This window comes from Clostridium fessum (assembly GCF_027698965.1).
Classification (GTDB): Bacteria; Bacillota; Clostridia; order Lachnospirales; family Lachnospiraceae; genus Otoolea; species Otoolea fessa.
This window is the reverse complement of the sequence record NZ_JAQEQF010000007.1, coordinates 118,639-139,121: the sequence shown is the minus strand read 5'-3', so window position 1 is coordinate 139,121 and position 20,483 is coordinate 118,639. Positions and strand designations below refer to the sequence as shown.

The 20,483-nt window shown below is 48.6% G+C and carries 16 protein-coding genes and 2 riboswitches; of the genes, 2 read left to right on the top strand and 14 right to left on the bottom strand.

Annotated elements, in window-relative coordinates; genetic code table 11:
- Nucleotides 1-30: 30 nt before the first annotated feature.
- The 12 genes from PG862_RS10410 to PG862_RS10355 all read right to left on the bottom strand — a co-directional run bounded on the left by PG862_RS10410 (nt 31) and on the right by PG862_RS10355 (nt 13,580).
- A complete protein-coding gene (locus tag PG862_RS10410) occupies nt 31-2,289 on the bottom strand; it encodes an excinuclease ABC subunit UvrA (RefSeq protein WP_270707317.1) in 2,259 nt (752 codons plus the stop codon).
- Nucleotides 2,290-2,435: 146 nt separating this feature from the next.
- The gene (locus tag PG862_RS10405; protein WP_107001407.1) at nt 2,436-3,029 is read right to left on the bottom strand and encodes a TetR/AcrR family transcriptional regulator; all 594 of its coding nucleotides are present in this window, start codon (nt 3,027-3,029) and stop codon (nt 2,436-2,438) included.
- 204 nt (nt 3,030-3,233) lie between these two features.
- Nucleotides 3,234-3,989: a HesA/MoeB/ThiF family protein gene (locus PG862_RS10400; RefSeq protein WP_270707315.1), complete on the bottom strand. Its 756-nt coding sequence runs from the start codon at nt 3,987-3,989 to the stop codon at nt 3,234-3,236.
- A gap of 20 nt (nt 3,990-4,009) precedes the next feature.
- Nucleotides 4,010-4,207, bottom strand: a complete 198-nt coding sequence (thiS, locus tag PG862_RS10395; protein WP_022360324.1) for a sulfur carrier protein ThiS — start codon at nt 4,205-4,207, stop codon at nt 4,010-4,012.
- 39 nt (nt 4,208-4,246) lie between these two features.
- Nucleotides 4,247-6,457 carry an aldehyde ferredoxin oxidoreductase family protein gene (locus PG862_RS10390; RefSeq protein ID WP_207663956.1) on the bottom strand — a complete coding sequence of 737 codons (2,211 nt, stop codon included), beginning with the start codon at nt 6,455-6,457 and terminating at the stop codon, nt 4,247-4,249.
- A gap of 15 nt (nt 6,458-6,472) precedes the next feature.
- Nucleotides 6,473-6,859: a 4Fe-4S binding protein gene (locus PG862_RS10385; RefSeq protein ID WP_022360326.1), complete on the bottom strand. Its 387-nt coding sequence runs from the start codon at nt 6,857-6,859 to the stop codon at nt 6,473-6,475.
- Nucleotides 6,859-7,311, bottom strand: coding sequence for an MOSC domain-containing protein (locus tag PG862_RS10380; protein WP_022360327.1), 453 nt, complete (start codon nt 7,309-7,311; stop codon nt 6,859-6,861). Before PG862_RS10380 ends, PG862_RS10385 begins: the two co-directional genes overlap by 1 nt.
- 13 nt (nt 7,312-7,324) lie before the next feature.
- Nucleotides 7,325-9,232 carry a molybdopterin biosynthesis protein gene (locus PG862_RS10375; RefSeq protein WP_270707314.1) on the bottom strand — a complete coding sequence of 636 codons (1,908 nt, stop codon included), beginning with the start codon at nt 9,230-9,232 and terminating at the stop codon, nt 7,325-7,327.
- Nucleotides 9,233-9,306: 74 nt separating this feature from the next.
- Nucleotides 9,307-10,536: a molybdopterin molybdotransferase MoeA gene (locus PG862_RS10370; protein ID WP_118468391.1), complete on the bottom strand. Its 1,230-nt coding sequence runs from the start codon at nt 10,534-10,536 to the stop codon at nt 9,307-9,309.
- Nucleotides 10,537-10,785: 249 nt separating this feature from the next.
- Nucleotides 10,786-10,926, bottom strand: a riboswitch (molybdenum cofactor riboswitch).
- A 142-nt stretch (nt 10,927-11,068) separates the two neighbouring features.
- Nucleotides 11,069-11,779: an ABC transporter ATP-binding protein gene (locus PG862_RS10365; protein WP_270707313.1), complete on the bottom strand. Its 711-nt coding sequence runs from the start codon at nt 11,777-11,779 to the stop codon at nt 11,069-11,071.
- Entirely contained in the window at nt 11,766-12,449 is a 684-nt protein-coding gene (locus PG862_RS10360; protein WP_270707312.1) for an ABC transporter permease, read from the bottom strand. Before PG862_RS10360 ends, PG862_RS10365 begins: the two co-directional genes overlap by 14 nt.
- Nucleotides 12,450-12,659: 210 nt before the next feature.
- Nucleotides 12,660-13,580 (bottom strand): substrate-binding domain-containing protein, encoded by a 921-nt coding sequence (locus PG862_RS10355; RefSeq protein ID WP_270707310.1) that lies wholly within the window; start codon nt 13,578-13,580, stop codon nt 12,660-12,662.
- A gap of 127 nt (nt 13,581-13,707) precedes the next feature.
- Nucleotides 13,708-13,829: riboswitch (molybdenum cofactor riboswitch) on the bottom strand.
- A gap of 586 nt (nt 13,830-14,415) precedes the next feature.
- On the opposite strand from PG862_RS10355, the gene PG862_RS10350 reads away from it, so the two are divergent.
- Together PG862_RS10350 and hypD are read left to right on the top strand one after the other, a co-directional pair.
- Nucleotides 14,416-15,336, top strand: a complete 921-nt coding sequence (locus PG862_RS10350) for a trans-4-hydroxy-L-proline dehydratase activase (RefSeq protein WP_118523290.1) — start codon at nt 14,416-14,418, stop codon at nt 15,334-15,336.
- A gap of 17 nt (nt 15,337-15,353) precedes the next feature.
- A complete protein-coding gene (gene hypD, locus PG862_RS10345; protein ID WP_270707363.1) occupies nt 15,354-17,789 on the top strand; it encodes a trans-4-hydroxy-L-proline dehydratase in 2,436 nt (811 codons plus the stop codon).
- 210 nt (nt 17,790-17,999) lie between these two features.
- On the opposite strand, the gene PG862_RS10340 is transcribed toward hypD, so the two are convergent.
- Nucleotides 18,000-19,085 carry an ethanolamine utilization protein EutH gene (locus tag PG862_RS10340; RefSeq protein ID WP_270707308.1) on the bottom strand — a complete coding sequence of 362 codons (1,086 nt, stop codon included), beginning with the start codon at nt 19,083-19,085 and terminating at the stop codon, nt 18,000-18,002.
- Nucleotides 19,086-19,182: 97 nt separating this feature from the next.
- A complete protein-coding gene (locus PG862_RS10335; RefSeq protein WP_270707307.1) occupies nt 19,183-20,475 on the bottom strand; it encodes a 2-hydroxycarboxylate transporter family protein in 1,293 nt (430 codons plus the stop codon).
- Nucleotides 20,476-20,483 lie beyond the last annotated feature (8 nt).

The following is a 20,483-nucleotide window of genomic DNA, read 5'->3' as shown; positions in this document are numbered from 1 at the left end:
CGTTCCGATGCATTCGGGATATTTTTTTATTTATAAGCTCTCCCGCAGATACTCCCGCGTCACACTCCGCTCCGCTTCCAGCATCTCCTTCGGCGTCCCGGCAAAGAGCAGGTCGCCGCCTGCGAGGCCGCCGCCCGGTCCGAGCTCCACAATATAATCGGCGTCCTTCATCACATCCAGGCTGTGCTCGATGATAAACAGCGTATTGCCCTGATCGGTCATCCGGTTAAAAAGCTTCATCAGACGGCGGATATCGTCGAGATGAAGCCCGTCGGTCGGCTCATCCAGAATGAATATCTGTCCCCGCTCATCCAGCTTGCTCGCCAGCTTCACACGCTGCAGCTCGCCGCCGGAAAGCGTCGTCATCGACTGATTCAGATGCAGGTAACCGAGTCCGACCTGTACCAGCGTATCGAGTTTCTTCACAAAATCCGCATCTTCAAAGAACTGGATCGCCTGACGGACGGTCATATCCATGACTTCCGCAATATTCTTTCCCTTGTACTGATATTTCAGAACTTCCTCCGAATACCGCGTTCCGTGGCAGATCTCGCAGACCGTCTCGATCGAGTCCATATATGCCATATCCGATATAATCACACCTTTACCCTGACACGCCGGGCAGGCGCCCTTGGAATTGAAACTGAAATATGCCTGTGCGACATGGTTCGCTTTCGCAAAAAGCGCCCGGATCGCATCCGCGATATCCAGATACGTCGCCGGAGTTGAACGCAGATTGATACCGATATCCTTCTGCCGGATCGAGATCACCTCGCCTGGATACTGGCTCGTAAAATATTCCATCAGGGAGCTTTTTCCCGAACCAGCCACACCGGCGATGACCGTCATCACGCCAAGCGGCAGCTTTACGCTCAGATCTTTTAAGTTATGAAGCTTCGCGTGCTCGACCTGATACCATCCGGTCGGCTTGCGGTACTCCATCTTCATCGGCGTTTTCGTCCGCAGCATCCGCCCGGTCACAGTGTCCGCTTTCAAAAGGTTCTCGTAGCTTCCCTGATACATGATCTGTCCACCGTTTATGCCCGCTTCCGGTCCCATATCCACAATGTGATCCGCCAGCGCAATGACTTCCCGGTGGTGTTCCACAATCATCACGGTATTTCCGTGCTCTTTCAGCTTGATCAGCGAATTTTTAAGATTCTGGATATCGCGCGAATGCAGTCCGACGCTTGGCTCATCAAGCACATACATCATATCGGTAAGCGGAGAATTGATGTAACGCGCGATCTTGATACGCTGCGCCTCGCCGCCGGAGAGAGTGTCGGTTCCACGGCTTAAAGAAAGATAGCTGAGTCCGATCTCAATCAGCGCATTCATCCGCTTCAGGATCTCGGTCTTGATATCGCGCGCCAGCGGATCATCGATCCGGCGGATAAACTCTGCCGCCTCCGGGATCGGCATATCCGAAACCTCGCAGATATTTTTTCCGTTAATCAGGCAGCTCCGGATCTTCGCATTCAGCCTCGCCCCGTGGCACTCCGGACACGTAAAGGTGCTGACAATGCGATCCAGCTCTTTCTTATGAAGCTGTCCTTCCTTAGATGTAATGATACTGCGGTACATACGCGGATAAATGCCCTCATACTTCGCGGATTTCGGCCAATTTGCCGGCGGGTTTTTCAGGCGGATCTGCGGCGAATAGAGAAATAAATCCATCTCCTCCTTCGAATAATCCTTGATCTTCTTGTCCAAATCAAACAGACCGCTGTACGCGTACCGCTTCCACCGCCATGCACCGGTCGTGAACGCCGGCCACTGGATAACGCCCTCATCGTTTAGGCATTTATCAAAATCCACCAGCTTGTGGATGTCCAGCTCCGTCACAACGCCCAGGCCCTCACAGCGCTCACACTTGCCGCTCGGATGGTTGAAGGAAAAGCTGTCCGAATAGCCGACAAACGGTTTGCCCACACGTGAGAAGAGCAGGCGCAGCAGCGCATAGATATCGGTGTATGTGCCGACCGTTGAGCGGGAGTTTGCCACCGGCTTTTTCTGATCGATCACGATCGTGACCGGAAGATTCTCCATGCGCTCAACCTCCGGACGACCATATTTCGGCAGAAACTGCTGGACAAAGCTTGGAAATGTCACATTCAGCTCCCGCCGCGACTCTGCCGCAATCGTATCAAGGCAGAGCGATGATTTGCCCGAACCGGACACACCGGTAAAAACCGTGATTTTCTTTTTCGGAATTTTCAACGACACATGTTTCAAGTTGTTTTCCGTTGCATTCACAATGCTTATGTACTCCTGATTTTCTCGTTCCATCTGGCATTCTTCCTTTCTTAAGCTGCATTTTCCCGTCCCAGGTTCCTTTATTTTAAAGGTACTCAATGCTATCCTGATCTGTACGCGGCTATCACGCACAAAAGCAGACAGAAAATACCCCTAAGAAGCATTTTCCGTCTGCTTTTTTATTTGACTTCCTGCTTTACACGCACTCCGCCGAACAGCAGAGGCATTGTCTTTCTTGTATACTCTCCAAGCGCATAGCCACCGTCTGAAATGCAGTAATCATAGATGATTGCCCTCTCGCAGAGTGCATACATATGTGCAATCTCGTAATATGGCATACTGCGGGTAATCTGCCCCCGGCGCTGCCCCTCATCGACCAGCTGATTTACCATCTTATAGTAAAAACGGTTCTGGTTTAAAAGATGCTTATCCCCCTTTGTCACCACCTGTGAGGAATAGAGTGACGCCAGAAGCCCTACCGGGATATCCGACTCTATCAGATCATGTACACTGAAGCAGAGCGTCATAAGCTTGTCAAAGCTGTCCATCTCCGGATCCAGCGCCTGCATTACCTCTTCATACTTTGCATCAAAGATCTCTGGGAGAGATGCCAGAAGCTCATCCTTTCCACTATAATAATGATAGAAGCTTCCCTTTGATGTTCCAGACTGCAGGATAATCTCATCGATCGTCGTCTCCTCATATCCCTTCTCATGAAACAATTTCCATGCAACACGGGCAATTTTTGCTTTTGTGTTATTACCCTTCGCCATTTGCCTTTTACCTCTTAACTTCTCAATAATCGTAATTTCAGGGAAACATTCCTGATCATCTAATTTACCTTTTTGTTTACCTGAATCCAGCCGAAAGCAGAGTGGATAATCTTCCTCATCTGCTTTCGACAATTTAATTTATTTTATCATTCTTTTCCTGTGAAGTAAAGAGATTGTTCATAGTGTCTATTTTTAATATCGTTTTCACGTCCGGTGAACTTTGGTATGTGTATGGCAGCTGCACTGGGGATGCACCGGAACTTCTATCAGATCCGTGGACCACGTTTTGGCATCAATGAACAGCATTTTTCCAATCAGCGGCTCTCCCTTGCCCAAAAGAAGCTTCAATACTTCTGCCGCCTGCATACACCCGATCATGCCGGGAATCACGCCAAGCACACCATAAGCAGCCGAATTCGGGTTTCCGGATGGGTCCTCTGCCTCCGGACAGAGACAACGCAGACATGGTCCGTTCGATGCGAACACGGTAACCTGTCCCGCAAATTCACAGATAGCTCCATATACATCCGGCTTTCCCAGCTTCATACATGTGTCACTCAGCAGATAGCGGGTTGGAAAATTATCCGAAGCATCCACAATCACATCAAACTTTGCAAGAATTTCTTCTGCATTTTCAGCTGTAATCCCCTCTGGGTATAATTCTACCTGCACCGAATGGTTCCGGCTCTGAAGCTGCTCCGCCGCCAGTTCTGCTTTTGCTTTTCCAATGTCCTGTTCCCGGTAAAGGATTTGCCGCTGCAGATTGCTGATATCCACCCGGTCAAAATCAGCAATCCCGATCGTACCGACTCCTGCTGCTGCCAGATAGAGGCTGACGGGAGATCCAAGTCCCCCCGCCCCGACTACCAGCACCCGGCTTTCCGCCAGCTTTTTCTGTCCTTCTTCTCCTACCTCCGGCAGGAGAATATTTCTTTTATAGCGTTCTTTGTCTATCTCCAAACCAGCGTCTCCTTTCTGAATCAACCGCCCCCCAGTAAATGATAAATCTTCAAATCATCTGCTTCTTCAAGTGTTACTTTATCATAGTCTTCTGGCCAGACCAGCTGCCCATTTACCTTCACGACCAGCTTGGGCCAGGTAAATTTCATGTGTTCCATCACACCCCTGATTGTCAGTCCTTCATGCCAGTCCGGATATGGACGGTTATTCAGTACCATTATATCCACTTCCCTTCTGCAACGTATTAATGAATAGTCTTACTGAAGCGGCTCAACTACTTCCAAAAGCTCCGGAAGATCCATGCCAAGCTCTTTCAGATGTGCAATTGTCGGAACGCCGTTTAAATTCCAGCCGCGCTTCGGATATACCGCATCAATCAGCTTCTCATATTCCCCTTCTCTGTGCTTCCTGGTCGCAGCCATCTTTTCCTTTAAGGACATTTTTTCGACTTCTTCTTTTGTAAAACCAACCAGCTCTACCAGCTGACCATCGTAGCGTTCCTGACGAGACAGATATTCTTCTTCCGTAACCGGTCCCTGGGAGCGGTATGGAATCGCGTCGTTCGCACGCAGTCCCTTGCCCAGACGAATGTTGAAAACACGCTGGAAATTGTAGACACGCTCGGACATTTTAATCATCTCATCCCTATCAATCTTGACCCCAGTAACACCATAATAAAGATCCAGATAGTTATCTACGTGCTCCGGTACCTTCGCCGGTTCATCGGTCAGGCTGTTGTCAGCCGGTACAATATCATTCCACGGCAGCTTGCAAAGTCCCAGAAGACCAAACCAGGTTCTAAACATCGGATAGTAATACAGCGCCTCCGCCTTATCCTCAAAGGTAGGGATCTGGTTATTTACCTGATCCATGAAAATCAGCCATGCCTCATCATGCTGCGGTCCCTTATTGGTCAGACCATAGCCGCCCTGCTGCGCCAGGGATTCTTTGGAAGCATACTCTGAATATTCAAGTCCCTTCTGTTCCATCGCAATATCATTCATGAAATCCATATCGCCCCAGCCCTGCGCTGCAAAATACTCTTTCTGCTTGTGGCTTCCCAGTGCCGCAATCTTGCCAAAGCCTTCGTTTCGCGCCATCTGGTGCAGCAGCTCCAGCTCCGCCTCTGCATTGCCCCATACAAGCTCCAGACCGCCGGTTCTCTCCTTATTCAGGATACCATTTTCATAGCATTCCATCAGGAAGGCAGTCATGGTGCCAAAGGAAATCGTATCAATGCCATATGTATCACAGTAGAAATTCACTTCCAGGATTACCTGCGGATCGGTTACGCCGCAGTTCGGACCAACACCGGCTGCTGTCTCATACTCCGGACCATCCACACATACTTTATGTCCCTTATACGGACCTGTCTTTAATTCAAACTGATCGGCTGTTTTAGCACACGCCATCGAACATCCATACCAGCATCCGTCCGCTCCGCCCTGGGTCAGCCATTTATTTCTCCATACCTCCGGTGCCATCTCATCGATCTTATCCGTTCCGCCATATTTATAATTGCGCGTCGGCAGAATATCATAATCGCTCATGATACGCAGGGAGTATGCTGTTCCGGATTTACGCATTGAATTCTGTTTGTCATCCTGTGTCGCCACCTCACGATGGAATTTCAGGCCATCCCGGTTCAAGATACTGATATCATATACATGGTTCAGATTTGCTTTTACACCTTTAAAATGGCATACCAGCGCTTTAATGTGCTTGTCCGCAAAGACACGTCCGATACCACCACGTCCAGCCTGTTTTAAGCGGACTACATTTCGCTTCGGATCATAGAATGTAAAATTCAGCATAGAGAGGTTGCAATGATCCGCCGCTGAACCAGAACATACGACCGCCACGTTTTTGCGATCATTGTCATCCTCCGCATACATGGTTGTCAGCTCTTCTCCCAGTACATGTGCATCTTTATGCTCTAACGGTGCTTTTTCAATTGAAACGGTTCCCTTATTGCCATCGATGACAATAATCACGTCTTCCTCCGCTTTTCCAGTCAGCTCGATCACATCAAATCCGGAGAATTTTAAGAATGGGCCAAAATATCCGCCGACGTTTGAATCAATCGGGATATCTGTCATCGGTGAAATGCTGCATACCAGGCATTTTCCGGTACCGCCGTACTGCGTAATTCCGGCAATCGGTCCTGCCGACATGGTAATGGCATTTTCCGGAGAGTTCCACTTTGTATCCGGATTCGTTGCATCCCACAGATAACGCAGGCAATAACCTTTGCCGCCGGTAAATTTTTCTTTGACCTCCTGAGGAATGTCGATCATATCGATGGTGTTATCTGTCACATTGATTCGAAGGCGCTTATCCGTATATCCATGATACAGCGGCTTTGGCTCATATGTAACCTGATTGAGAACCGTGTGGGCCTCTTTCATTTTTTTGATTTCTTCCATATCTGCGTCCGCATAACGCGGAAGATCACACATTTTAATCATGCCTTTCTCCTCCCTTTACTCTTCTACCAGACGGATCGCTCCGGTCGGACATGCTTTTACGCACAATCCGCACGCCGTACATTTGGACGGCTCCAGATAATCATCACACTGTACCATAACATTCTCCGGACAGAATCCGACGCACATCAGACAGCCGGCACATTCTTTCTTATTCAGCCGGTAAACGCCTCTCGCATCCTCCGTAATCACACCTGTATTGCATACTTCAGAACATTTTCCACACTGTGTGCACACAGCAATATGATGGCTTCCATCCTCCTTGTCGGTAATGCGGATGCAGGATTTCATTGGATCCGAAACCTTGTAAAATGCCTTCGAACAGGCTTCTTCGCACTGGTGGCAGCCAATGCAGAGTGATTCATCTTTCTCTAATCGTCTCATCACAGTTCCTCCTTTTTGCCTAATTTCATTATTTCATCCGAAACAGATACATACCCGTCCCGAATCACTTCCAAAAATATGGCTCCTGCCGAAAGGCGGCAGAAAACTCCTTTTTCATGGTAAATACACTCTGGAAAACACTTTTTTCCATACCCGGAGACGCGGAACACCGCCCCTCCCGCCGCCAGAAGATCCCCCGTATTTAACTGGGTGGTATCTATTCCCTCCGTTATCAGGTTTGCCTTGTAGCGACGGAAGCAGAGTCCCGGTTCTGTCTGCTTCTCCATCCAGTCCCGGGCTTCTCCCGCCAACAGCGAAGTCTGCCTTTCACCTCCCGCTGCATGCCGGTCACCCTCCATTCCGATCCCCCTTCGGAACCAGGCGCTCTCCACGGCTTCTCCCGGCTGTCCCCTCTGCCGGAACACATATAATTCGCGCACAACTGCTCCCATCTAATCCCCTCTTTTATAAATATAAAATTTCTCCGGTTCTTGCCAGCCCATAACCACCGAGCTTCTCCACTCTCTCTGCAAACTCCCGGCTTTTCAAAACCGCCAGAAAATGCTGTACCGATGGAAAATCCAGAAATCTGACTGGAATCGCAAAGTCATACTCTTCCCGTCCAATCTCAATAAAATCAAGTCCCATTGCCCTGGCTGCCGACTGGATTCCCATGCCCGCGTCTGCATCGCCGCCGGACACGGCAGCCGCCACTGCCATATGCGTTGCCGCCTCTCTGTCATATCCGTGAATCTCTTCCGGTGAAATACCGGCTTCCTTCAGCTTATAATCAAAAAGGACTCTTGTCCCCGCTCCTCTCTGTCGGTTGACATAATTCAAACCACGTAGATCTTCAATTTCATGGATTCCAAGCGGATTTCCTTTTTTTACGATAATTCCCTGAATTCGCTCAACACCCTTGACAAGTGCCATTTTTTCACCCGCAAACAGTTTTTTCAGGATCGCAATATTATATTCTCCTGTCTCTTCATCCAGCAGGTGGGTCGGAGCCAGATGCGCCTCTCCCCGCTTTAATGCCATTAAACCGCCCATACTGCCTACATGCGTACTGGAAAGGTAATTACCCGGGTACATACACGGCAGCAAATCTGCCATCACATCCAGAATCAGATCATGGCTTCCGATTGCCACTGCCGTACTTCCAATTTCCTCCAGGGAACGGTATAGCTCTACGTCAACGGTATCTCCCGCCTCGACCCCCTCGCTGTTCTGAGGAATCACACAGAATCCGTCTGCCCGCACCAGGCTCATTGCTGCTCCCGCCCCGCGCGCCAATGGAGAAGCGACGAGCTTGTCACCCACTTCTCCTACCTTCACCCGCACATACTCTTTATGTTTCAGGGATGATACAAGGCGTTTGGATATGACAGCCCGCACCATCGTGCCGCCTGTTTCTGTACGTCCTGCCAGTTTCTGCAGCACAGGAATCACAAAATTTTCAAAGTTGATATAGGCGGATACCGGATATCCCGGAAGTCCGATTACCGGTTTTCCATTGACAATCGCCAATATTACCGGTTTTCCCGGCTTGATTGCCACCCCGTGTACCAGAACCTCCCCCAATTCCCGAAGTACATGAACCGTAAAATCTTCAGTTCCTGCACTGGAGCCGGCATTGACAATCACCATGTCATAGTTTTCAACCGCCTCTGCCACCTTTGCTTTCAATGTTTCATATTCATCCGCAATCGGCGGAAAACGATGGGGCGCACCGCCATGTTCCGTTACCAGTGCCTCAAACACTCTCGAATTCGATTCGATGATGTCCCCATCCCTGGGTTCCTGTCCCGGCTCTATGATTTCGGTTCCCGTCGGAAAAATCGCTACCGACGGCTTTTTCAACACCTCAATCTCTGTAATTCCGCCAGACAGGAGAACACCTATATCAATCGGGCGTATCTCATGATAACCGGGCATCAGCATCTCACCCGCTACGATATCCTCTCCGATCGGGCGCACATGCTGCCATGATGCAGCTGCATCCGTAATCTGCACCGAGCCATCCTCCTGCTCCAGCAGATCCTCCGCCATGATAACTGCATCGCATGGTGCGTGAATCGGATCGCCCGTATCCACCACTGTAAAATCTGTACCCGGATATAGGGTAAGTGGTTTCCGCTCCGATGCTCCCTTTGTTTTCTCTGCCTCAACCGCGATTCCATCCATCGCCGCCGCATTGTAAAGCGGGGAACAATATTTCGCATAGACTGCCTCTTTTGTAATCCGGTGCAGACTTTCCGTCACGGGAATCCATTCTGCCTTGGGGCTTAATAATTCCCCCAGTGCTTTCTGGTAAAGGGCTTTTGCCTCCTCCACCGGTGTATTATTCAGATATAAATTTCTCTTTCCCATCTCTGCCTCTATTCTGTTTCCACCAGGCTCTGCCGATTCTTTATCCTCCGCCGCTCTTCTGGAAACAATTCATTTTAAAAACGGTATACCTTCACCTGCTCACCCTTCTTCAGACCCTCCTGATTCATATCAATCAGAACGTAGCCGTCTGCCTCTGCCATCGTCGAAATCAAGCCTGATTTTCCAAATACCGGTTCTGCCTCCAGCCCCTGGGGAGCCATCTGAAGCTTTACCAGCAGGCAGGTTGTTTTTCCGGGTGCACCCGCCAGGTTCGTTGTCATAAAGGCTTCTAACGGAGGTTGATCCGGCTGACCGGTTACCTGCTTCCAAAGCCACACAAATAATAAATGGAAAACGGCAAGCGCTGCTGCCGGATGCCCAGGAAGTCCTCCTAACAGCGTATGTTTCTCTTTATCATATCCCAGAATCGTCGGTTTTCCCGGTTTCAGTGCCAGCCCATGGGTAAATACTCCCTCCTTGGAGATGCGGTTTAATATCTCCATAGTCATATCTTTCTTTCCCTGGGAACTTCCTCCGGAGATCAGAATCAAATCACAGGCTTTGACCGCCTCCCTGATTTTCTCCTCTAAAAGTACTTCTTCATCCTTCACTGCCTCTGCCGAAACAAGCTCCAGACCTGTCTTCTTCACATAACAGGACAGCGCCCATGTATTAATATCCCGCACCTGCCCCGGTCCAGGAACCTGATCGATCCTGACCAGTTCGTCGCCCGTCGATAGAACTGCCACCTTCCACGGTTTAAAAACCGGCACCTGCACCACGCCAAGCGCTGCCAACGTTCCCGCCTGCGCCGGGCCAATCCGGGTTCCCGCTTTAAGGACTATATCCCCGGTTTTTACATCTTCTCCCGGAAGCACGATGCATTTTCCATACGGAACATTTTCATACAGGGCAACCTCATCTGTTCCGAACCGTTCACTGTATTCTACCATCACCATGGCATCTGCCCCTTCCGGAACCATGCCGCCGGTCGGTACATAGGCACAGGTACCCGGTTCAATCTTTGATACCGCCGGATGTCCTATCTCTACTTCTTCCAGCACCTTCAGAAAAACCGGGATACTTTCTGTTGCGCCCGCCGTGTCCTTTGAACAGACTGCATACCCATCTACACTGGAACGGCGGAATGCCGGAATCATTTCCTCAGAGACAATATCTTCTGCTAAAATGCAGCCAGATGCATCTGCAAGCGCAACCCGCTCCGTCTCTGGCAGGCACTCTTTTGCCGCTTCAAGCAGACGTTCCCGCGCCTGCGCCAGCGTATCAACTTTCAATAACTTCATATTTCCTCCCTTGCGGCATGATTCTTCTTCGCGAAGGTATGCATCCATGCGAAGTGCTTTTGATTCATAGACCGCCTCTCCGAATGAAACAGAAAAACGAATACAGAAAACATTCCGCTCTCTGTATCCGTTCCTGATAATGCAGTCTGCCTCTTATGGCTTTCTGCTGATATGCACTTATCTACATCAGGCTTTGCTTGCGCTGGCGGAATTTACTGCTCTTTTCCAGAACTTCCGGGGCTTCATCCCGGTCATCCGAGAGCTATTCCTTTCCAATGCATCGTCTGATGCGGGGAGGCACCCGCGTTTCCCCGGATACCCATTGGCTTTTCTTCCATCCTGTCAATCGGTTCACAGCTTAGGCAGAAAAGCTCGAAATCAACTCTGTATAACTGCCGCTCTCGTGCGACAATTCTCTTTCTCATGATTTTCTACCAGAAATTATACCACATTTTCACAAACTGTGTCAATCATCCCAAGCAAAACTCTTCCCATTTTTTTCATGTTCAACGCAATCGCCTCGCATTTATATTCATATTTCTGAATTTTTTTCATTTTCACGATATGAAACCTCCGTATCTGCCAAATACCGGCGGATGGACGGATGCGACGGGTGAAGAAGGATTTCTTCCGGTGTTCCGGACACCAGAACATTCCCCTGCTCCATAAAATGTACCTGGTCACAAATCTTGCGGACATGCACCAGCTGATGGCTGATTAGCAGCCATGTCATCTTATTTTTCGTCTGCTGCTCCCGCATCAGCTGTTCAAACAATTCTGTACTGTCAGGATCCAGGTTGGAAAGCGTTTCATCAACAATCACAAACGCAGGGTCAAATACCAGAGCCCTGATAAATGATAATTTCTGCTGTTCTCCGCTGCTCAGGGAACGGGCATACTGATTTTTTTTCTGCAGAAGCCCACATCGTTCCAGCCAGGCATCCATCTTCGCCTCATCCGGGCGGATTCCCCGTATTTTCAGCGGATAGATCAGGTTCTGATACACCGTATCATGCAAAAGATACGGTCTCTGTGTTGTCATCGTGATATCCCGGGGTGTCAGTCCCTCGTAATCAATCTTCCCGCCATCCGGAACCAATATCCCCTGTATCAGCTTGGAAAGTGTTGTTTTTCCGCAGCCATTGGTTCCTATCAGACCATGAACCTTCCCGCTCTCCAGATACAGTTCCTCGATTTGAAGCGTAAACTGACCTATCTTCTTTTGCAGCTTAGAGATTTTCATCCGGTGTCTCCTCCTGTCTGAAATGTTCTGCCAATGTCTGTACCGAAAATGCCAGAAGCATCAGGATCACTCCCAAAAATACCCCTTCATAATAATCGCCTGCACCTTTCAGGGTTGAAATCGCAGTTGTCATTGTCCGGGTGCTGTTTTTTATATTTCCACCTACCAGAAAGACCGCCCCGACCTCACTGATGGAACGCCCATATCCAGACACAACCGCAAAATAAATTTCATTTTTCATTTCACGCAGCAGAAGCCGCGCGGTCTGATGCCGGTCAGCTCCCATCGTCCTGGCAAACGCCCGGATCGAAGGCGCCGTGCGAACCGCATATGAATATACCATTCCACAGACGATCGGAGTGATGATCAGAACCTGGGCTGCCACCATTCCTTTGATCGTAAATACCCATCGAAGCGCCCCAAACGGACCTTTTTTTCTCAAAAGCATATATGTGAGCAGTCCGATGACGACCGGAGGTGCTCCCATCAAGGTCCGGTTCACGCGGACTACCAGCTTTTTTCCTGGAAATTTCGTCTGCTCCAGCACAAGTCCCAGAAAAATTCCAAGCATGGACGCAATCAAGGTTGACCAGAAAGACATCACCAGCGTTACCCGGATAGAATCTATCACTCCGACCGTACCAAAAAATTTTGAAAACAGGTTTCCCATATTTTTTCTCCCAGCATATTCACTGAAACACCTTATATTCTGCAGGCGTTCTCATTTTCTCAATTCTTAATGACAGAAAAACCGGAAAAAGTGCATCCTCCCTTCTCCGGTTTCCTGTTTATACATTATAAATTCTGCAAGGTTCAACTGCCTGCTTTATTCGTTTAAATACGCTAATTCCAGCACTGCCGCATATCATCCGGCAGTATTCTACTTCTGCTCTGCATTCGGGAAGAATAACGGCTCGCCGTACTCCTCTACGCCGTATTCACCGATCAGAGTCTGGATTTCCGGAGAACAGATCCACTTGATAAACGTATTCGCCGCCTCGTTGTTGACATCCGGATATTTCTCCGGATTTACTGCGATAACGCCGTACTGGTTTAAAAGTTCCTTGCTGCCTTCACATACAATATCCATATCCGGGAAATCTGCCTTCTTGGCAAGCCAGGTACCGCGGTCAGACAGGCAGTAGCCGCCTTTTTCATCTGCCATCGCCAGTGTATCAGCCATTCCAGCGCCTGCCGATACATAGTTTGGATTGCTCTCATAATCTGTAATTCCCAGCTTCTCCCAGATTCCGGTCTCCTTGTTATGGGTACCGGAGTTGTCTCCACGGGACACAAATGTCAGCTGCTCGTCCATGATCTGCTTAAATGCAGCGTTGATATCATCCGTCTTTGCAATCGGACCATCCTTCGGTCCTACGATCACGAAATCATTATACATAACCTGGAAGCGCTCTACACCGTAGCCGCTCTCCACGAATTCTTCTTCTTTTGCTTTGGAATGAACCAGTATCACATCGACTTCACCATCTTTTGCTTTCTGAATCGCATCACCGGTTCCTACTGCCGTCCACTGTAAGTCAATACCTGTATCCTCTAAAAAGATTGGCTTTAAGTAATCCAGAAGACCCGTATTATCGGTACTGGTCGTCGTTGCCATCAGAAGCGTCTCTCCGGATGCTTTCTTGGTCTCCTCTGCACTGCTTTCCTCAGCAGCCTCTGCGGTTGTCTCTGCGGCGCTTTCCGCCTCCGTCGTCTCTTTTGCACTTCCAGAGCAGGCTGTCATAGACAATGCTGTCATAGCCGCCATTGCTAATGCAATGATTCTGTTTGTCTTCTTCATAAAATTGTTCTTCTCCCTTCTTTTGTTTAAGAATACTCTGAAAAACATTTCATCGGAACGAGACTCTGGCAGAGGATGCGCCGCCTTTTACCAGCTGCCTTTCTTCCTAATAAGCAGCAGGTTCTACTTCTCTTTCCAATGCATTTCTTTCCAAATGCGGGAGGCATCCGAGTTTCCCCTGATACCCATTGGCTGTGAACCCTGACAATATACTGTGTTAGGTTTTTCAGCTCGAAATATAGTTTTCCTGGCTTCTGCTGTCCGGGTTTTTCTAATACTTCCCGAAACATCCTTATACATTTTTACTATACCATGTCAAAATTCTTCTTGTCAACCGGGCAACTTTCACATGAGCGAAATTTTTTCATTTTTTCAAGCTTCTTATTTATTTTGTCTTTTGTTTTCTACTGCTCTTTTCTACTGTTATTCTGGATTTTTAGTCTTTTTTCACTTCTATCTTGATTTTCCCTTTTCATATTTGTGCGATACTCTTTTAACTGTGCTTAATTTTTTGTTTTTGTTTTATATATTATGAATATTCAAACCATTCTATCTTTTCTACAATTTTCACTTTCTTTTCATGCATAATATCCTCACTTTTGCCGATTGTAAGCCCCCTTTTTCTATGATATCTTATATGTTATATTAATTTTCTTTTATAGTCATTCCGCATTCCGCTTGTTTCAGCGTGATCGGATGATTATTTTTCAGATTCGTCTGTTAAAAATTAAATTAATACATTTTTTTCAATTTACTCTTGTATTCTTGAGTTGGTTGTAGTATTATAGACTCAGAACTAGAACACAGTCTAGTTTTTGCAAAGGAGGGGGAAAGGATGGCAGAAACTCCTTACATATTTAACATCCAGAAATTTTCAACGCACGACGGCGATGGTGTCCGCACCACGATTTTCTTCAAGGGATGTCCCTTACGCTGTATGTGGTGCCACAACCCGGAGAGTCAGCATTATTATAAGGAACTGATTTTTCATCATCACAAATGTACCGCCTGTGGTCGATGTGTTGCAAAATGTAAACAGGGAGCCAATTCCATCGTAGACGGCAAGATTGTATTTGACCGTTCCAAGTGTACCGCCTGCGGCGTCTGTACCGACTGGTGCATCACAGAGGCCCGGGAGTTAGCCGGTAAGGAATACACGGTAGATGCACTTGTCAAGGAAGCGATGAAGGACAAAATCTTCTATGAGCAGTCCGGCGGCGGTGTGACACTCTCCGGTGGCGAGGTTATGGCTTCCCAGCATATGGACTATGTGGAAGAGGTCTGTCGCAAGCTCCACGAGAACGGTGTCAGCGTTTTCATCGACACCAGCGGCTACACAGACTATGAGAATCTGAAGCGGATTCTTCCTTACGTAGATGTTTTTCTTTACGACATCAAAGTGATGGATCCGGAAGACCACAAGAAGTATATCGGCGTTGACAATTCACTGATTCTTGAGAACTTAAAGAAATTAAGTGATGAGGGCGCAGGTCTTTATATCCGGCTTCCGATTATCCAGCAGGTCAACGCAACCGATGAACACATTGAAAGTGTCATCCATTTCCTGAAGGAAAACAATATTCACGCACGTCAGGTAAACCTTTTACCTTATCATGACATCGGAAAGGGTAAATACGCCAGCCTCGACATGGAGTACCATGATGATGAGATGAGCGTACCGGTGTCCGAGCTTATGGAACACTTTAAGTCCATGTTCGAAGAACAGGGCTTCAACAAAGTCAATATAGGAGGATGATTTAAATGGCAGAAAAAATGGATACTTCATTCGTAATCAACACACCAGAAGGTCTGTTAAAAGACAACGACCGCGGATGTACCGAAAGAATTAAAAGACTGAGAAGACTCAGCCACTCTACCCAGCCGCATCTGGATCTGGAAAGAGCCAAAATTGAAACCGATGTTTACAAAGAGTACGAAGGTTCCGTATCTGTACCGGTTTTAAGAGCTCTCGTTCTGAAAGAGTATTTCTCCAAGAAAACTCTTTACTTAGGCGATGATGAGCTGTTAGTTGGTGAGAAGGGTAAAGACCCGCAGTGTTCACCGACTTTCCCGGAGCTGTGCTGTCATACCATCGAAGATATGCACATTATGAATGATCGTAAACTGGTTAACTTTACCGTTACCGAAGACGATCTGAAGCTTCAGGAAGAAGAGATCATTCCGTACTGGAAGAACCGTGCAGTCAGAGAGCATCTCTTAAAAGCTATGACCCAGGAATGGAGAGACTGCTATGAGGTTGGTATGTTTACCGAATTCATGGAGCAGCGTGGACCGGGTCATACAGCCGGCGGCAAGAACTTCTACATCAAGGGCTACGGCGACTACAAGAAAGAGATCGAGCAGGCTATCAAAGAGCTTGACTACTTCAATGATCCGGAAGCTTATGACAAAGAGCAGGAACTTCGCGCTATGGATATCTGCTGCGATGCTATCATTATCTTAGGTAAGAGATATCACGATCTGGCTCTTGAGAAAGCTGCTGAGGAGAAGGATCCGGTCAGAAAAGCAGAGCTCGAGCAGATCGCAGCTAACTGTGCGGTTGTTCCGGAGCACAAACCGGAGACCTACTGGCAGGCACTTCAGATGTACTGGTTTACACACCTTGGTGTTACAACCGAGTTAAACCCGTGGGATGCATTTACACCGGGTCGTCTGGATCAGCATCTGATTCCGTTCTATGAGAAAGATACCGCTGCAGGTACTCTGGATGATACAAGAGCTCTTGAGCTTCTTGAGTGCCTCTGGGTTAAACTGTTCAACTCTCCGGCTCCGGTTAAGGTTGGCGTAACCTTAAAAGAGTCCGGTACATATGTAGACTTCGCAAATATCAACTCCGGCGGTGTGAAGGAAGATGGTACTGATGCAGTTAACGCTGTTTCTTACTTAATCCTTGACTGTATGGAAGATATGAGACAGAACCAGCCGAACTCCAACGTACAGATTTCCAAAGTTACTCCGGATAAGTTCTTAAAGAGAGCCTGCGAGATCGCTCGTCAGGGCTGGGGCCAGCCGGCATTCTACAATACCGATGAGCTGATTCAGGAGCTGGTAAATCAGGGTAAATCTCTGGTAGATGCAAGAAACGCTGGATGCTCCGGATGTGTTGAGACAGGTGCTTGGGGAACCGAGGCTTACTGGCTGACCGGTTACTTAAACATCCCGAAGTGCTTACAGCTCGCTCTGTATGATGGCTACGATGTAATGTTCAAAAAACAGATCGGACCGCACACCGGCAAGGCAGAAGACTTTAAATCCTACGACGAACTGTGGAACGCATTCAAGACACAGCTTGAGTACATCATCGATGTTAAGATGCGCGGCAACCTGGTTATCGAGAGAATTTACGCAGAAATGATGCCGGCTCCGTTCCTTTCCATCTGTACCGATGACTGTATCAAGAAAGGTAAAGACTACAACGCTGGCGGTGCAAGATACAACACAAGCTATATCCAGGGTGTTGGTATCGGAACCATTTCCGATGCACTTTCCTCTATCAAGTTCAACGTATTTGACAATCAGAAGTTTACCATGAAAGAACTCATCGACGCTATGAATGACGACTTCAAGGGTCATGAGGATATCCTGAACCTGGTTAAGAATAAGACTCCGAAATACGGCAACGATGATGATTATGCAGATGACATCATGGTAAGCGTATTCAACGAGTACAAAGATTATATCACCGGCAGACCTACCACCAGAGGCGGTGTATATCATGTAGATATGCTTCCGACCACCTGCCACGTATACTTCGGTGATGTTATGATCGCAAGCCCGAACGGACGTCTGGCACATATCCCGCTGTCTGAGGGTATTTCCCCAGAAAAAGGCGCTGATATCAACGGACCGACCGCAGTTGTTAAATCCTGCTCCAAGATGAATCACTGTGAGACCGGCGGTACTCTGCTGAACCAGAAGTTTACTCCGGCTGCTATCGCAGGCGAGAAGGGTATTGACAACCTGGCTGCTCTGATTCGTTCCTACTTCGCTATGAACGGACATCATATGCAGTTCAACGTTATCGACCGCCAGACTCTGATTGAAGCTCAGAAGAACCCGGAGGAATACAAAGAACTGATCGTCCGCGTAGCCGGATACAGTGACTACTTCCGTAACCTGGATAAACCGCTTCAGAACGAGATCATTGAGAGAACCGAGCAGAGCTTTGGAGGCTGTGGCTGCTGTTAATTGCTCGCAACAGTTTGACAACTCTAAAAGTCTTCATTGTAACCTATTAATGCCTTCTATGAAAATGATATAGCCCCAAAAGGGCGGAAAGCCCCGGCAGCGAAACTGCCGGGGCTTTCTTATTTCTTTATCCTTATCTCAATATCAGATATTCCGCTCTACTCTGTTATCATTTTTGTCCTTCTTAGATAATTTTAGTCAAATTTGCTGTTACTCGCCACCTAATGCGGGAATCTTCTCAGCTGAGATAAACGCCAGGGCAACTGCCAGACCGCCTGACAGCACCTTGCTGATCATATAGGCTGTTACCCAGTTTCCCGGTATCAGGGACGCTACCAAGGTCATCTGACCGCCTACTACATAGGCACCTGCCACAGAGAAAGCGGCATTTAATACTTTCCCGCGCTTATCCATCTTGGAAAACAATGGCAGCATCGCAAGGCTCTGTATAAAGGAAAGGAACAGTCCGACAACTGCCTCCTCATTGATACCCAGGATCGCCCCGATGCGCTGGATCGGCTTTTGGAGACGTTTTAACGCCACCTGCGACAACACCAGACCGCCGCACGCTGCGATGACCATACGGAGTACCATAAAAAGCATTTCCTCAATCAGAGCATTCTCGACAACCGCATACTTCGGCATAAAAATTCCGAAGACTGCCACACCAAACAGGAAAAAACTAAAAATACGGATCGCATTTCCGATGAAAATCATGATCTTCATCGTCAGCTCCGGAACCAGCACAAATGCCGCAATCAGCACCACGCACAGCACCAGCACCGGGATCATATTAAAAAAGAGCTGACGGACAGGCAGACCCAGCATCAGACCTCCGACCGCCAGACCAGACGGTATGGCAATCAGCCCGAAGATGAATCCCCGCATCAGCTCTCCTATTTCATCTTTTCGAACGGCTGCCAGAAAGACCGGCAGCTGGTATCCGACCGTCATTCCCAGACTGCCTGCTACCATCGCACCGGTAAATGCTGCCAGAGCCGGTGTCGCCGCCAGCTTCTGTGCCATGCCAAGCGCCCCCATATCCGGCGCCAGAAGGCAGCTTGGAATGAGCGCCGGATCAAACGGCATATGCTTTGCCGCCTCTGCAATCGCTTCCGCGTGGGTCTGCACATATGTAACTCCGATCGCAAAAAATCCGACCGTGGACATCGCCAGACCGCCCATGGTGGCAAGCCCCTTTTCAAAGTTCGGCATCAGCCCCAGCTTTCCTCCCAGTATCTCATCCAAAAGCCCGGCTGCCGCAAATACAAGCATGATCGCAATGAATATGTTCATAAGACCTACCTCCCAGCTTTTCCCTATTTCTCTATTCCCCTGTTTTCACTTATTTTCCCTCTATCAGGCACATTTCTCTGTCAATCACAATTCTTTTTTACCTCGCCAGCAGCTGTATCAGCACGCCCCCGATGGTCAGCATCAGTGCCCCGCAGGAACGCGTCACAATCTGTGCAAATGGAAGCAGTTCCATCCGTTTCGAACTGCTGAGCACCGCTACATTTCCGGAGCCGCCCATGTTCGTTGTACACATCCCCGCTGCGATCGATGATTCCAGCGGATAAAATCCCATCTTGATGCCGATCAATCCGGCGGTCAGTGTGATCGCCCCGACAATCAGCACGACACTGAGCAGATAAAACGGAGTGATCGTGTGTAAAATCGTCTTTAAATCAATCAGCGTCGCCCCGATTCCGGTCAGCGCCGCCGCTGTCCAGCTGTGGATCGCGAACTGTCCCCACTCTCTCGCCGCGTCCTCCAGGCGCTCTGAAAGGATTCCCGTTCCCTTCACAATCACAACTGCTACAATCATCCACGCATACGTCGGTACAATCGAAATAAAATGATGGCAGAGCGCCCCCAGTTCATAAAATGCCATTGAAATGATAAGCCCCGTACATAAGAGTGCGAAGGTCGGTTTCATCGGAGGCTGTTTCTTCACTTCGTGACCGTCATTGACAAGGCAGCCATTTCCGGTCAGGGATGGCTTTCGCTCGCCGATATTATTGGCTAAACCGCCAAAAATGATCGCTACACAATTTCCCAGCACCGTCGCCGGTGCGATCCGCGTCAGGATCTGTCCGGCGTCCGTCCCCAGAACCGACGAATACATTGCCGACAGAGGCACTGCTCCCGCCGTCATGCCGCCGCTCGTCATCGGAATACCGATATACAGGATGCCTTCCAGAAAACTATCCCCCATCACCATACCGAGCAGACCTGAAAGTATCACGCCGACTGCCAGCGATATGACAGCTGTCGGAAGCAGTTTCACCGTTGCGCGGATCAGAAGCCCGCGGTCGATATTGAAAAGACTTCCTGTGATCAGCGCTGAGATATAGAAGACCAGAAATCCTTCTTTGTTGACAAAATTGTCCAGGATCTCATGCGTCTGCTCCGGAATCAGCCCCAGCGCCTGGATGACCGCCGCCCCCAGAATACAGATGACCGAGCCGCCCAGGTACGTTTTCACAACCGGTGTATGATTTCCTAAAAAATTGAGTCCCTCGCCCAGCACCATCAGCGCAATCATGCCGCCGACCAAGCCTGCCGGAAGACAGTCTATATACATACAGACCACCACCAGCGCCAAGATGCCTAGATACAGAGGGATGGAAAAACCAGCGATCGTATTAGCTTTGCCAGATATTTCTTTCCTCTCTTGCTGCATTTTTCATT